The organism is Streptomyces sp. NPDC017936, from assembly GCF_044328485.1.
Lineage (GTDB): Bacteria > Actinomycetota > Actinomycetes > Streptomycetales > Streptomycetaceae > Streptomyces.
Window position 1 is genome coordinate 92,841 of record NZ_JBIRHK010000008.1, and the last position, 12,391, is coordinate 105,231.

Consider the following 12,391-nt stretch of genomic DNA (forward strand, 5'->3'; position numbering starts at 1 on the left):
GCCTCTCGGGAGCGCTGTGACCTGCGGCACGGGCATTCTGCCGAATGCCCAGTGCCGTTGGCCAGGGTCGCCACGCCCGAATCGAGCGGCGTACGAGGGAACGGCGAGCGCATCAAACAGTCAGCTCAGCCGTGCCGTCACCAGGTCCCACACGATTTCGGCCAGGGCTTCCTTGGGCCCGTGCGGCACCGGGGTCTCGCTGCCGTCGGCGCCCAGTACGACGGCCTCGTTCTCCTCCGAGCCGAAGGTCCTGCGCTCCCCCACCTCGTTCACCACCAGCAGATCGCACCCCTTGCGGCGCAGTTTCGTCCGGCCGTTGGCGAGGACGTCGTCCGTCTCCGCGGCGAAGCCGACGACCACCTGTCCGGGGCGGGCGCGGTCGGCGGAGAGCTCCGCGAGGATGTCCGGATTCCGTACGAGGACGATCGGGTCGGGGTCCTGTCCGTCCTTCTTCTTGATCTTGCCGGCGGCGTAGGTCTCCGGCCGGAAGTCGGCCACGGCCGCCGCCATCACGACCGCGTCGGCGTCGGCGGCCGCCTTCAGCACCGCCTCGCGCAGCTGCACGGCCGTCCCGGCCCGCACGACGTCGACGCCCGCGGGGTCGGGCAGGCCGGTGTTCGCCGCGATCAGCGTGACCCGGGCGCCCCGGGCGGCGGCGGTGCGGGCGAGGGCGTAGCCCTGCTTGCCGGAGGAACGGTTGCCCAGGAAGCGGACGGGGTCGAGGGGCTCACGGGTGCCGCCGGCGCTCACGACGACGTGCCGGCCGGCGAGGTCGGGCTCGCGCACGCCCCTGGCCAGCACACGGCGGCAGATCTCGAAGATCTCGGCGGGGTCGGGCAGCCGTCCCTTGCCGGTGTCGACGCCGGTGAGGCGGCCGACGGCCGGCTCGATCACGACGGCGCCGCGGCGGCGCAGCGTCGCCACGTTCTCCTGGGTGGCCGGGTGCTCCCACATCTCCGTGTGCATCGCCGGGGCGAAGACGACCGGGCAGCGGGCGGTGAGCAGGGTGTTCGTCAGCAGGTCGTCGGCCAGTCCGTGGGCGGCCTTCGCGAGCATGTCCGCGGTGGCGGGGGCGACGACCACCAGGTCGGCCTGCTGGCCGGTGCGGACGTGGGGGACCTCGTGCACGTCGTCCCAGACCTCCGTGGAGACCGGGTGCCCCGAGAGGGCGGACCAGGTCGCGGCGCCGACGAAGTGCAGCGCGGAGGCGGTGGGCACGACCCGCACGTCATGGCCGGATTCCGTCAGTCTGCGCAGCAGCTCACAGGCCTTGTAGGCGGCGATGCCACCGCTGACCCCCAGAACGACCTTCGGCTTGTCCACCGTCTCTCCCCGGACCTCGGAAAACGTACGCCGCGGCTCTCCCGGCGCATGTGTCCATGCTGCACCACGGCAGGGACGACCCCGCACCCCCGAGCAGACCACAGGCCCGGCAGTCGTGCTGCCGGGCCTGTGGAAAAACCACTTGCAAGCTGAAAATACTACTGAGCCGGTCCCTCGATGGCCTCGGACGTCAGCAGCCCCGCGTTGATCTCGCGGAGAGCGATCGAGAGCGGCTTCTCGTGGACGTGGGTGTCGACGAGCGGACCGACGTACTCGAGGAGGCCCTCACCGAGCTGCGAGTAGTACGCGTTGATCTGACGGGCCCGCTTGGCCGCGTAGATCACGAGGCTGTACTTCGAGTCGGTGGCCTCGAGGAGCTCGTCGATCGGCGGGTTGATGATGCCCTCGGGCGCGGAGATGGAAGAGGACACGCTCTACCTTCCGATGGATGGGAAAAGAATGGCCGTGATCACACGGTACGGATCACGCTGACCGCGATCACACAACATCCGTCAAGGCTAGCAGCTCACGCGCCACGTCCTCGACGGAGGTGTTGACCAGGGTCACGTCGAACTCCGGCTCGGCCGCCAGTTCGACCTTCGCCGCCTCCAGGCGGCGCTCGATCACCTCGGGCGGCTCGGTGCCCCGCCCGGTGAGCCTGCGCACCAGTTCCTCCCAGGAGGGGGGAGCCAGGAACACCAGCTGGGCCTCGGGCATGGACTCACGGACCTGCCGCGCGCCCTGGAGGTCGATCTCCAGGAGGACGGGCTCGCCCGCCTCCAGCCGCTCCAGCACGGCGGCCCGCGGAGTGCCGTAGCGGTTGCCGGCGAACTCGGCCCACTCCAGCAGTTCGCCGTTGGCGATCAGCTTGTCCATCTCGTCGTCGGTGACGAAGAAGTAGTGGACTCCGTGCTGCTCGCCGGGGCGGGGTGTGCGGGTCGTCGCCGACACCGAGAGCCAGAGCTCGGGGTGTTCCTTGCGCATATGGGCGACGACCGTGCTCTTGCCGACCCCGGAGGGGCCGGAGAGCACGGTCAGCCGCGGACGTGCGTCCGGGGGTTCGGGGGTCGTCCCCCGGGGTGTTACTGCCATGCAGCGATTATTCCAGTTGTCCCGCGGTGCCCGGGACTCTCCGCCCGGAGCACCCCGGACTCACTTGGCGGTGTCGCCGAACTCACGCTCCAGGGACGCGATCTGGTTGGACCCGAGGCCGCGCACGCGACGGCTCTCGGAGATGCCGAGTCGCTCCATGATCTGCTTGGCGCGGACCTTGCCCACGCCGGGAAGGGACTCGAGCAGTGCGGAGACCTTCATCTTGCCGATGACGTCGTTCTCCTGGCCCTGCTTGATGACCTCGTGAAGGGAGGCGCCGGAGTGCTTCAGTCGATTCTTGACCTCGGCCCGCTCCCGGCGAGCCGCGGCGGCCTTTTCGAGCGCGGCTGCGCGCTGTTCGGGGGTAAGGGGCGGAAGAGCCACGCCTACGTCACCTCGGATGTCGAACTGTCGGATACGGACCGGTGAGGAACCTAGTCGCCCCACACCTGGGGAGCCACGAGCAACACGCTTGCCCGTTCACTCTCCGTCGGAGACTAGCGGCCAACTCAGCCAGAGTCAGCGAGAACAGCGGAAAAGTCCTGGTCAGCCTCCGCCAGGACGGATATTTAGGACATAATGCCCCGGATTTGAGAATGTATCCAGGCTCAAGCCGGCCCCCGGCCGCCCGCCGGAACCCCCGGTCGGGCGGCCGGCCGGACTCAGCCGGCCGCGACCGCGGCCCTGACCTCTTCCGCGAACCGCTCCGCGGCGTCACGCAGAGCGACGACGTCGGGACCGTGGCGCAACACTCCACGGCTCACGTTCGGCACGACGTTGCGCACCGCCGCCCCGAAGACACGGCGGAGGTCGCCCGCGGTCGCCCCCTGCGCCCCGATGCCGGGCGCGAGGAGGGGGCCGTTGATGTCGAGGTCGTACGTAGACAGGTCGCCCAGCGTGGCGCCGACGACCGCGCCGAAGGAGCCCAGCGGCTCCTCCCCCGCGTTCTCGGCGGCCAGGTGGGCCAGCATCGTCGCGCCCACGGTCCGCCCGTCGGCCCGCACCGCGTGCTGCACCTCGCCGCCCTCCGGGTTGGAGGTCAGCGCCAGCACGAACAGCCCGGCGCCGCTCTCGCGCGCCAGCGCGACCGCCGGGCTGAGCGAGCCGTACCCGAGGTACGGCGAGACGGTGAGGGCGTCCGAGAACAGCGGGGCGTCCTTGTGCAGGAACGACTCGGCGTACGCGGCCATGGTGGAGCCGATGTCGCCGCGCTTGGCGTCCATCACCACCAGGGCCCCGGCGGCCCGCGCCTCGGCGACCGACTTCTCCAGGACGGCGACGCCCCGCGAGCCGAACCGCTCGAAGAAGGCGCTCTGCGGCTTCAGGACGGCCACCCGGTCGGCCATCGCCTCGACGACCGTCCGGCTGAACCGCTCCAGGCCGGCGACGTCGTCGTTCAGGCCCCATTCGGCCAGCAGGGACGCGTGCGGGTCGATCCCGACGCAGAGCGGGCCGCGCTCGTCCATGGCCCGGCGCAGGCGCGCGCCGAAGGGCTCCAGGGTCATGCCGTGCTCCTCACGTCGGCGCCGACGGCGTCGGCCAGGGTGGCGTACGGGCTCGTGCGCAGGCGTGCGGCGAGGCCCTTGTGGATCGCCCGGGCCCAGAAGGGCCCTTCGTAGACGAAGGCGCTGTAGCCCTGGACGAGCGTGGCGCCGGCGAGGATGCGCTGCCAGGCGTCCTCGGCGTTCTCGACGCCGCCGACGCCCACGAGGGTGATGCGGTCGCCCACGCGCGCGTAGAGGCGGCGCAGCACCTCCAGGGAGCGCGCCTTCAGCGGCGCGCCGGACAGTCCGCCGGTCTCCTCGACCAGGGCGGGGTCGGACCGCAGGCCGAGGCCCTCACGCGCGATGGTGGTGTTCGTGGCGATGATGCCGTCCAGGCCGAGCTCGACGGCCAGGTCGGCGACCGCGTCGACGTCCTCGTCGGCGAGGTCCGGGGCGATCTTGACGAGCAGCGGCACCCGGCGCGTGGTGACCGTGCGGTCGGCGGCCTCGCGGACGGCGCTCAGCAGCGGGCGCAGCGACTCGGTGGCCTGGAGGTTGCGCAGTCCCGGCGTGTTCGGCGAGGAGACGTTCACGACGAGGTAGTCGGCGTACGGCGCGAGCCGCTCGGCCGACTTCACGTAGTCGAGGACGGCCTCGGCCTCCGGGACGACCTTGGTCTTGCCGATGTTGACGCCCACGACCGTCCTGAAGACGGGCTCGCGGGAGGCCAGGCGGGCGGCGACCGCCAGGGAACCCTCGTTGTTGAAGCCCATGCGGTTGATCAGCGCCCGGTCCGGCACCAGCCGGAAGAGCCGCTTCCTGGGATTGCCGGGCTGCGGCTCCCCGGTGACCGTGCCGATCTCGACGTGGTCGAAGCCCAGCATCGACATGCCGTCGACGGCGACGGCGTTCTTGTCGAAGCCGGCGGCGAGTCCGAAGGGGCCGTGCATGCGCAGCCCGAAGGCCTCCGTGCGCAGCTCCTTGTGGCGGGGGGCGAGGGCGGCCGCGGCGAAGGTGCGCAGCACGGGGACGCGGGCGGCGAGGCGGATCCACCGGAAGGCCAGGTGGTGGGCCTGCTCCGGATCCATCCGGGCGAACACCAGACGGAAGAAAAGCTTGTACATCTCAGACGTGTCCTCATACGGAGGGGGACACCGTTTCCGGTGTCCCCCTCGTGGGCTGCTAGTCGCGGGCCGCGGTCAGGTGTTCCGCGTGTTCCTGGAGCGAGCGGACGCCCACGTCGCCGTGGTTGAGGGCGTCGATGCCCTGGACGGCGGCGGCGAGCGCCTGGACCGTCGTCAGGCACGGCACGGACCGCGCCACGGCCGCCGTGCGGATCTCGTAGCCGTCGAGGCGGCCGCCGGTGCCGTACGGGGTGTTGACGATGAGGTCGACCTCGCCGTCGTGGATGAGCTGGACGATGGTCTTCTCGCCGTTCGGGCCGGTGCCCTCGGACTGCTTGCGCACGACGGTGGCGTTGATGCCGTTGCGCTTGAGGACCTCGGCGGTGCCGGAGGTGGCGAGCAGCTCGAAGCCGTGGGCGACCAGCTCGCGCGCCGGGAAGATCATCGAGCGCTTGTCGCGGTTGGCGACCGAGATGAACGCGCGGCCCTTGGTCGGCAGCGGCCCGTAGGCGCCCGCCTGCGACTTGGCGTACGCCGTGCCGAAGACCGAGTCGATGCCCATGACCTCGCCGGTGGAGCGCATCTCCGGGCCGAGGACGGTGTCGACGCCGCGGCCGGAGGTGTCGCGGAAGCGGGTCCACGGCATCACGGCCTCCTTGACGGAGATCGGCGCGTCCAGCGGCAGTTCGCCGCCGTCGCCGGTGGCCGGGAGCAGACCCTCGGCGCGCAGCTCGGCGACGGTCGCGCCCAGGGAGATCCGGGCGGCGGCCTTCGCCAGCGGCACCGCGGTCGCCTTCGAGGTGAAGGGGACCGTGCGGGACGCGCGCGGGTTGGCCTCCAGGACGTAGAGGATGTCGCCGGCCATCGCGAACTGGATGTTGATCAGGCCGCGCACGCCGACGCCCTTGGCGATGGCCTCGGTCGAGGCGCGCAGGCGCTTGATGTCGAAGCCGCCGAGCGTGATCGGGGGCAGGGCGCACGCCGAGTCGCCGGAGTGGATGCCGGCCTCCTCGATGTGCTCCATGACACCGCCGAGGTAGAGCTCCTCGCCGTCGTAGAGCGCGTCGACGTCGATCTCGATGGCGTCGTCGAGGAAGCGGTCGACGAGGACCGGCCGGGTGGGGCTGATCTCGGTCGACTCGGCGATGTAGGAGGACAGCCGGGTCTCGTCGTAGACGATCTCCATGCCGCGGCCGCCGAGGACGTACGACGGCCGCACGAGGACCGGGTAGCCGATCTCGTCCGCGATGGCCTTGGCCTCGGCGAAGGTGGTGGCCGTGCCGTGCTTCGGGGCCGGCAGGCCCGCCTCGGCGAGCACCTGTCCGAAGGCGCCCCGGTCCTCGGCGGCGTGGATGGCCTCCGGGGAGGTGCCGACGATCGGCACGCCGTTGTCCTTCAGCGCCTGCGCGAGGCCCAGCGGCGTCTGGCCGCCGAGCTGGACGACGACGCCGGCGATCGGGCCGGCCTGCGCCTCGGCGTGGACGATCTCCAGCACGTCCTCGAGCGTGAGCGGCTCGAAGTACAGCCGGTCGGAGGTGTCGTAGTCGGTGGAGACGGTCTCCGGGTTGCAGTTGACCATCACGGTCTCGTACCCGGCGTCGGACAGCGCGAAGGAGGCGTGGACGCAGGAGTAGTCGAACTCGATGCCCTGGCCGATGCGGTTCGGGCCGGAGCCCAGGATGATGACGGCCGGCTTCTCGCGCGGCGCGACCTCGCTCTCCTCGTCGTAGGAGGAGTAGAAGTACGGCGTCTTCGCGGCGAACTCGGCGGCGCAGGTGTCGACCGTCTTGTAGACCGGGCGGACGCCGAGGGAGTGCCGGACCTCGCGGACGACGTCCTCGCGCAGTCCGCGGATCTCGGCGATCTGGAGGTCGGAGAAGCCGTGCCGCTTGGCCTCGGCGAGCAGTTCGGCGTCCAGGCGGTCGGCGGCGGCCAGCTCGTCGGCGATCTCCTTGATCAGGAAGAGCTGGTCGACGAACCAGGGGTCGATCTTCGTGTAGTCGAAGACCTCCTCCGGGGTGGCGCCCGCGCGGATGGCCCGCATGACGGTGTTGATCCGGCCGTCGGTGGGCCGGACGGCCTCGCGCAGCAGCTCGTCCTTGTCGCCGGGGTCGCCGACGAAGGTGAACTGGCTGCCCTTCTTCTCCAGCGAGCGCAGCGCCTTCTGGAAGGCCTCGGTGAAGTTGCGGCCGATGGCCATGGCCTCGCCGACCGACTTCATGGTCGTGGTCAGCGTGGAGTCGGCCTGCGGGAACTTCTCGAAGGCGAAGCGCGGGGCCTTGACGACCACGTAGTCGAGCGTCGGCTCGAAGGAGGCCGGGGTCTCCTGCGTGATGTCGTTCGGGATCTCGTCGAGGGTGTAGCCGACGGCGAGCTTGGCGGCGATCTTGGCGATGGGGAAGCCGGTCGCCTTGGAGGCGAGCGCCGAGGACCGCGACACACGCGGGTTCATCTCGATGACGATGACCCGGCCGTCCTCGGGGTTCACCGCGAACTGGATGTTGCAGCCGCCGGTGTCGACGCCGACCTCGCGGATGACGGCGATGCCGATGTCGCGCAGGATCTGGTACTCGCGGTCGGTGAGCGTCATCGCGGGGGCGACGGTGATCGAGTCGCCGGTGTGGACGCCCATCGGGTCGAAGTTCTCGATGGAGCAGACGACCACGACGTTGTCGTGCTTGTCGCGCATCAGCTCCAGCTCGTACTCCTTCCAGCCGAGGATGGACTCCTCCAGGAGCACCTCGGTGGTCGGGGAGAGCGTGAGGCCCTGGCCGGCGATGCGGCGCAGCTCCTCCTCGTCGTGGGCGAAGCCGGAGCCGGCGCCGCCCATGGTGAAGGACGGGCGGACGACGACCGGGTAGCCGCCGAGGGTGTCGACGCCCTCGAGGACGTCGTCCATGGAGTGGCAGATCACCGAGCGGGCGGACTCGCCGTGCCCGATCTTGCGGCGGACCTCCTCCACGACCTCCTTGAACTGGTCGCGGTCCTCGCCCTTGTGGATGGCGGCCACGTTGGCGCCGATCAGCTCGACGCCATACTTCTCCAGGACGCCGTTCTCGTGCAGCGAGATGGCGGTGTTGAGGGCCGTCTGGCCGCCCAGGGTGGGCAGCAGGGCGTCGGGCCGCTCCTTGGCGATGATCTTCTCGACGAACTCCGGGGTGATCGGCTCGACGTAGGTGGCGTCGGCGATCTCCGGGTCGGTCATGATCGTCGCCGGGTTGGAGTTGACGAGGACGACGCGCAGGCCCTCGGCGCGCAGGACGCGGCACGCCTGGGTGCCGGAGTAGTCGAACTCGGCGGCCTGGCCGATGACGATCGGGCCGGAGCCGATGACCAGGACGGACTGGATATCGGTGCGCTTAGGCACGCTGGCCCTCCATCAGGGATACGAAGCGGTCGAACAGGTAGGCGGCGTCGTGCGGGCCGGCGGCCGCTTCGGGGTGGTACTGGACGGAGAAGGCCGGCTGGTCGAGCAGCTGGAGCCCCTCCACGACGTCGTCGTTCAGGCAGACGTGGGAGACCTCGGCGCGGCCGAACTTGGTCTCGCTGACCTTGTCGAGCGGCGCGTCCACGGCGAAGCCGTGGTTGTGCGCGGTGACCTCGACCTTGCCGGTCGTACGGTCCTGGACCGGCTGGTTGATGCCGCGGTGGCCGTACTTCAGCTTGTAGGTGCCGAAGCCGAGGGCGCGGCCGAGGATCTGGTTGCCGAAGCAGATGCCGAACAGGGGCGTCCTGCGCTCCAGCACCTCGGTCATCAGCGCGACCGGGCCGTCGGCGGTGGCCGGGTCGCCGGGGCCGTTGGAGAAGAACACGCCGTCGGGGTCCACGGCGTACACCTCGTCCGCGGTGGCCGTCGCCGGCAGGACGTGCACCTCGATGCCGCGCTCGGCCATGCGGTGCGGGGTCATGCCCTTGATGCCGAGGTCGATCGCGGCCACGGTGAACCGCTTCTCGCCGACCGCCGGGACGACGTACGCCTCCTGGGTGGCGACCTCCTCGTAGAGGCTCGCGCCCTTCATGTGCGGCTGGGACTGCACGCGCGCGACGAGCTCGGTCTCGGGGCCGAGGGCCTCGCCGGAGAAGATGCCGGCGCGCATGGAGCCGCGCTCGCGCAGGTGGCGGGTGAGCGCCCGGGTGTCGATGCCGGAGATGCCGACGACGCCCTGGGCGGCCAGCTCGTCGTCGAGGGAGCGCTTGGCGCGCCAGTTGGAGGGCACGCGCGCGGGGTCGCGCACGACGTAGCCGGAGACCCAGATGCGGCCTGACTCGTCGTCCTCGTCGTTCCAGCCGGTGTTGCCGATCTGCGGGGCGGTCGCCACGACGATCTGACGGTCGTACGACGGATCGGTCAGGGTCTCCTGGTAGCCGGTCATGCCGGTGGAGAACACCGCCTCGCCGAAGGTCTCCCCCACGGCCCCGTAGGCGCGGCCGTGGAAGACCCGGCCGTCCTCCAGGACGAGTACGGCGGGAGCCGCCTTGTGCCTCTGGGAGGCGGTCCCCTGGATGGAGGTCGTCATCGTTCGGCGCCTTCCCTGGTGGTTGTTTCGATCATGGAGTTGATGGCGTCGACCCACTCGCCGTGCTCGGCCGCGTGGTCCGAGCGGAAACCGGAGTCGATCAGTTTGTCGCCGTGCGCCCAGGTCACCACGAGCAGTCCGCCCTCGGTGAGGACCTTGCCGGCGATGCCCTTGCCGAGCACGGCCTCGCGCAGGGCTCCGGCCGGGATGAAGAAGTCGGCCGCCCCGGGGCGTACGACGTCCAGTCCCGCGTCGGTCAGCGTGAGCTCGACCCGGCTTCGGGTGCCCAGGCCGTGCGCCACGATGCGGTCGAGCCACTGTCCGGCGGTGGTGGAGCCGTGGTAGCGGCCGCTCATGGTCAGTCTGGCGGGACCGGGGTCGTCCGGCGCGCCAGGCAGCTCGGGCAGATCGCCCTGGAGGGTGCCGCGCCACTTCCAGCCCTCGCGCATCAGCCAGTAGACGAGCGCGACGAACAGGGCGAGGCCGACGACCCAGCCGATGCGGGCGGCCCAGTCGGTCACTTCGGCCGATTCCTTCTCGGCCGCGAGCAGGATTACAGGTGTCACGTGAGCTTCCCGTCGACGAGCGTGGCCTTGCCCCGGAGCCAGGTGTGCGTCACACGGCCCGGCAGCTCACGCCCCTCGTACGGGGTGTTGCGGCTGCGCGAGGCGAAGCCCGCGGGGTCCACCGACCCACGGTATGCCGTGTCGACGAGCGTGAGGTTGGCGGGCTCACCTGCCGAGACGGGACGCCCGTGGCCCTTCGCCCGGCCGATCCGCGCCGGCTGGAAGGACATGCGGTCGGCGACCCCGGCCCAGTCGAGGAGCCCGGTCTCCACCATGGTCTCCTGGACCACCGACAGCGCGGTCTCCAGGCCGACCATGCCCATGGCGGCCGCGGCCCACTCGCAGTCCTTGTCCTCGTGCGGGTGGGGGGCGTGGTCGGTGGCGACGATGTCGATGGTGCCGTCGGCGAGCGCCTCGCGCAGCGCGAGCACGTCACGCTCGGTGCGCAGCGGCGGGTTGACCTTGTAGACCGGGTTGTAGCTGCGCACCAGCTCGTCGGTGAGGAGCAGGTGGTGCGGGGTGACCTCGGCGGTGACCCGGATGCCGCGGGACTTCGCCCAGCGGACGATCTCGACCGACCCGGCGGTCGACAGGTGGCAGATGTGGACGCGGGAGCCGACGTGCTCGGCGAGCAGGACGTCCCGGGCGATGATCGACTCCTCGGCGACGGCCGGCCAGCCGCCGAGACCGAGCTCGGCGGAGACGACGCCCTCGTTCATCTGGGCGCCCTCGGTCAGCCGCGGCTCCTGCGCGTGCTGGGCGACGACCCCGTCGAAGGCCTTCACGTACTCCAGCGCCCGCCGCATGATCACGGCGTCGTCGACGCACTTGCCGTCGTCGGAGAAGACGGTGACGCCGGCCGCCGACTCGTGCATGGCGCCCAGCTCGGCGAGCTTCCTGCCCTCCAGGCCGACGGTGACGGCGCCGATGGGCTGCACGTCGCAGTAGCCGTGCTCCTGCCCGAGCCGGTAGACCTGCTCGACGACGCCGGCGGTGTCGGCGACCGGGAAGGTGTTGGCCATGGCGAACACGGCCGTGTAGCCGCCGGAGGCAGCCGCGCGGGTGCCGGTCAGGACGGTCTCGGAGTCCTCGCGGCCGGGCTCGCGCAGATGGGTGTGCAGGTCGACCAGGCCCGGCAGCAGCACCTTGCCGCCGGCCTCCACGACCTCGGCGCCCCCGGCGGACAGCCCGCTGCCCACGGCCTCGACGACCTCGCCGTCGATCAGGACGTCCTGCGGCTCGCCGCCCAGCACCCTCGCACCACGGATCAGGATCTTGCTCATGGTCGCTTACTTCTCCTCGGTGGTACCGGTGGTACGGGCGTGGCTGACGGCGGGTTCGTTCCCGCCCAGGAGCAGGTACAGGACGGCCATGCGGATGGACACGCCGTTGGCGACCTGCTCGACGACGGTGCAGCGGTCGGAGTCGGCGACCTCGGCGGTGATCTCCATGCCGCGGACCATGGGCCCGGGGTGCATCACGATCGCGTGCTCGGGCATCCGCGCCATGCGGTCGCCGTCCAGGCCGTAGCGGCGGGAGTACTCCCGCTCGGTGGGGAAGAACGCCGCGTTCATCCGCTCGCGCTGGACGCGCAGCATCATCACCGCGTCGGACTTGGGGAGCGTGCTGTCGAGGTCGTAGGAGACCTCGCAGGGCCAGGTCTCGACGCCGACCGGCACCAGGGTGGGCGGGGCGACGAGGGTGACCTCGGCGCCGAGGGTGTGCAGCAGGTCGACGTTGGAGCGGGCGACCCGGCTGTGCAGGACGTCTCCGACGAGGGTGATGCGCTTGCCGGACAGGTCCCGGCCCAGCCCCGCGTCCCGGCCGACGAGCCGGCGGCGCATGGTGAAGGCGTCGAGCAGGGCCTGGGTGGGGTGCTGGTGGGTGCCGTCACCGGCGTTGACGACGGCCGCGTCGATCCAGCCGGAGTTGGCCAGGCGGTAGGGGGCGCCGGAGGCGCCGTGCCGGATGACGACGGCGTCGACGCCCATCGCCTCCAGCGTCTGGGCGGTGTCCTTCAGGGACTCGCCCTTGGAGACGCTGGACCCCTTGGCGGAGAAGTTGATGACGTCCGCGGACAGGCGCTTCTCGGCGGCCTCGAACGAGATCCGGGTGCGCGTGGAGTCCTCGAAGAAGAGGTTGACGATGGTGCGGCCGCGCAGGGTCGGCAGCTTCTTGATGGGCCGGTCGGCGACTCGGGCCATCTCCTCGGCGGTGTCGAGGATGTGGACGGCGTCGTCGCGGGTGAGGTCGGCGGCCGAGATGAGATGACGCTGCATCTGTCA

The 12,391-nt window shown here is 71.0% G+C and carries 11 protein-coding genes; all 11 read right to left on the reverse strand.

Translation table 11 applies throughout. The annotated features are described in order from the left end of the window. Positions 1 to 120: 120 nt before the first annotated feature. Positions 121 to 1,323 carry a bifunctional phosphopantothenoylcysteine decarboxylase/phosphopantothenate--cysteine ligase CoaBC gene (gene coaBC / locus ACH4F6_RS18230; RefSeq protein ID WP_397961215.1) on the reverse strand — a complete coding sequence of 401 codons (1,203 nt, stop codon included), beginning with the start codon at positions 1,321 to 1,323 and terminating at the stop codon, positions 121 to 123. 158 nt (positions 1,324 to 1,481) lie between these two features. Beyond that, entirely contained in the window at positions 1,482 to 1,754 is a 273-nt protein-coding gene (gene rpoZ / locus ACH4F6_RS18235) for a DNA-directed RNA polymerase subunit omega (protein WP_003977348.1), read from the reverse strand. A gap of 67 nt (positions 1,755 to 1,821) precedes the next feature. Next, positions 1,822 to 2,415, reverse strand: a complete 594-nt coding sequence (gmk, locus tag ACH4F6_RS18240) for a guanylate kinase (protein WP_397961216.1) — start codon at positions 2,413 to 2,415, stop codon at positions 1,822 to 1,824. A 60-nt stretch (positions 2,416 to 2,475) separates the two neighbouring features. Continuing rightward, positions 2,476 to 2,799: an integration host factor gene (locus ACH4F6_RS18245; RefSeq protein WP_189936491.1), complete on the reverse strand. Its 324-nt coding sequence runs from the start codon at positions 2,797 to 2,799 to the stop codon at positions 2,476 to 2,478. 278 nt (positions 2,800 to 3,077) lie between these two features. Then, positions 3,078 to 3,920 carry an orotidine-5'-phosphate decarboxylase gene (gene pyrF / locus ACH4F6_RS18250; protein WP_397961217.1) on the reverse strand — a complete coding sequence of 281 codons (843 nt, stop codon included), beginning with the start codon at positions 3,918 to 3,920 and terminating at the stop codon, positions 3,078 to 3,080. Next, positions 3,917 to 5,023: a quinone-dependent dihydroorotate dehydrogenase gene (locus ACH4F6_RS18255; RefSeq protein WP_397961218.1), complete on the reverse strand. Its 1,107-nt coding sequence runs from the start codon at positions 5,021 to 5,023 to the stop codon at positions 3,917 to 3,919. Before ACH4F6_RS18255 ends, pyrF begins: the two co-directional genes overlap by 4 nt. 58 nt (positions 5,024 to 5,081) lie before the next feature. Continuing rightward, positions 5,082 to 8,390 carry a carbamoyl-phosphate synthase large subunit gene (carB, locus tag ACH4F6_RS18260; protein WP_397961220.1) on the reverse strand — a complete coding sequence of 1,103 codons (3,309 nt, stop codon included), beginning with the start codon at positions 8,388 to 8,390 and terminating at the stop codon, positions 5,082 to 5,084. After that, the gene (carA, locus tag ACH4F6_RS18265) at positions 8,383 to 9,540 is read right to left on the reverse strand and encodes a glutamine-hydrolyzing carbamoyl-phosphate synthase small subunit (RefSeq protein ID WP_397961221.1); all 1,158 of its coding nucleotides are present in this window, start codon (positions 9,538 to 9,540) and stop codon (positions 8,383 to 8,385) included. The genes carB and carA overlap by 8 nt, the downstream gene beginning before the upstream one ends. Beyond that, a complete protein-coding gene (locus ACH4F6_RS18270) occupies positions 9,537 to 10,106 on the reverse strand; it encodes a hypothetical protein (protein WP_397961223.1) in 570 nt (189 codons plus the stop codon). The genes carA and ACH4F6_RS18270 overlap by 4 nt, the downstream gene beginning before the upstream one ends. Continuing rightward, the gene (locus tag ACH4F6_RS18275; protein WP_397961224.1) at positions 10,103 to 11,389 is read right to left on the reverse strand and encodes a dihydroorotase; all 1,287 of its coding nucleotides are present in this window, start codon (positions 11,387 to 11,389) and stop codon (positions 10,103 to 10,105) included. The genes ACH4F6_RS18270 and ACH4F6_RS18275 overlap by 4 nt, the downstream gene beginning before the upstream one ends. A 6-nt stretch (positions 11,390 to 11,395) precedes the next feature. Next, positions 11,396 to 12,385 (reverse strand): aspartate carbamoyltransferase catalytic subunit, encoded by a 990-nt coding sequence (locus ACH4F6_RS18280; RefSeq protein ID WP_397961225.1) that lies wholly within the window; start codon positions 12,383 to 12,385, stop codon positions 11,396 to 11,398. Positions 12,386 to 12,391 lie beyond the last annotated feature (6 nt).

Bases quoted from the DNA above. Each gene is read 5' to 3' on its own strand.
- gmk (WP_397961216.1), bottom strand. From the start codon at position 2,415: ATGGCAGTAACACCCCGGGGGACGACCCCCGAACCCCCGGACGCACGT.
- pyrF (WP_397961217.1), bottom strand. From the start codon at position 3,920: ATGACCCTGGAGCCCTTCGGCGCGCGCCTGCGCCGGGCCATGGACGAG.
- ACH4F6_RS18255 (WP_397961218.1), bottom strand. From the start codon at position 5,023: ATGTACAAGCTTTTCTTCCGTCTGGTGTTCGCCCGGATGGATCCGGAG.
- carA (WP_397961221.1), bottom strand. From the start codon at position 9,540: ATGACGACCTCCATCCAGGGGACCGCCTCCCAGAGGCACAAGGCGGCT.
- ACH4F6_RS18275 (WP_397961224.1), bottom strand. From the start codon at position 11,389: ATGAGCAAGATCCTGATCCGTGGTGCGAGGGTGCTGGGCGGCGAGCCG.
- ACH4F6_RS18280 (WP_397961225.1), bottom strand. From the start codon at position 12,385: ATGCAGCGTCATCTCATCTCGGCCGCCGACCTCACCCGCGACGACGCC.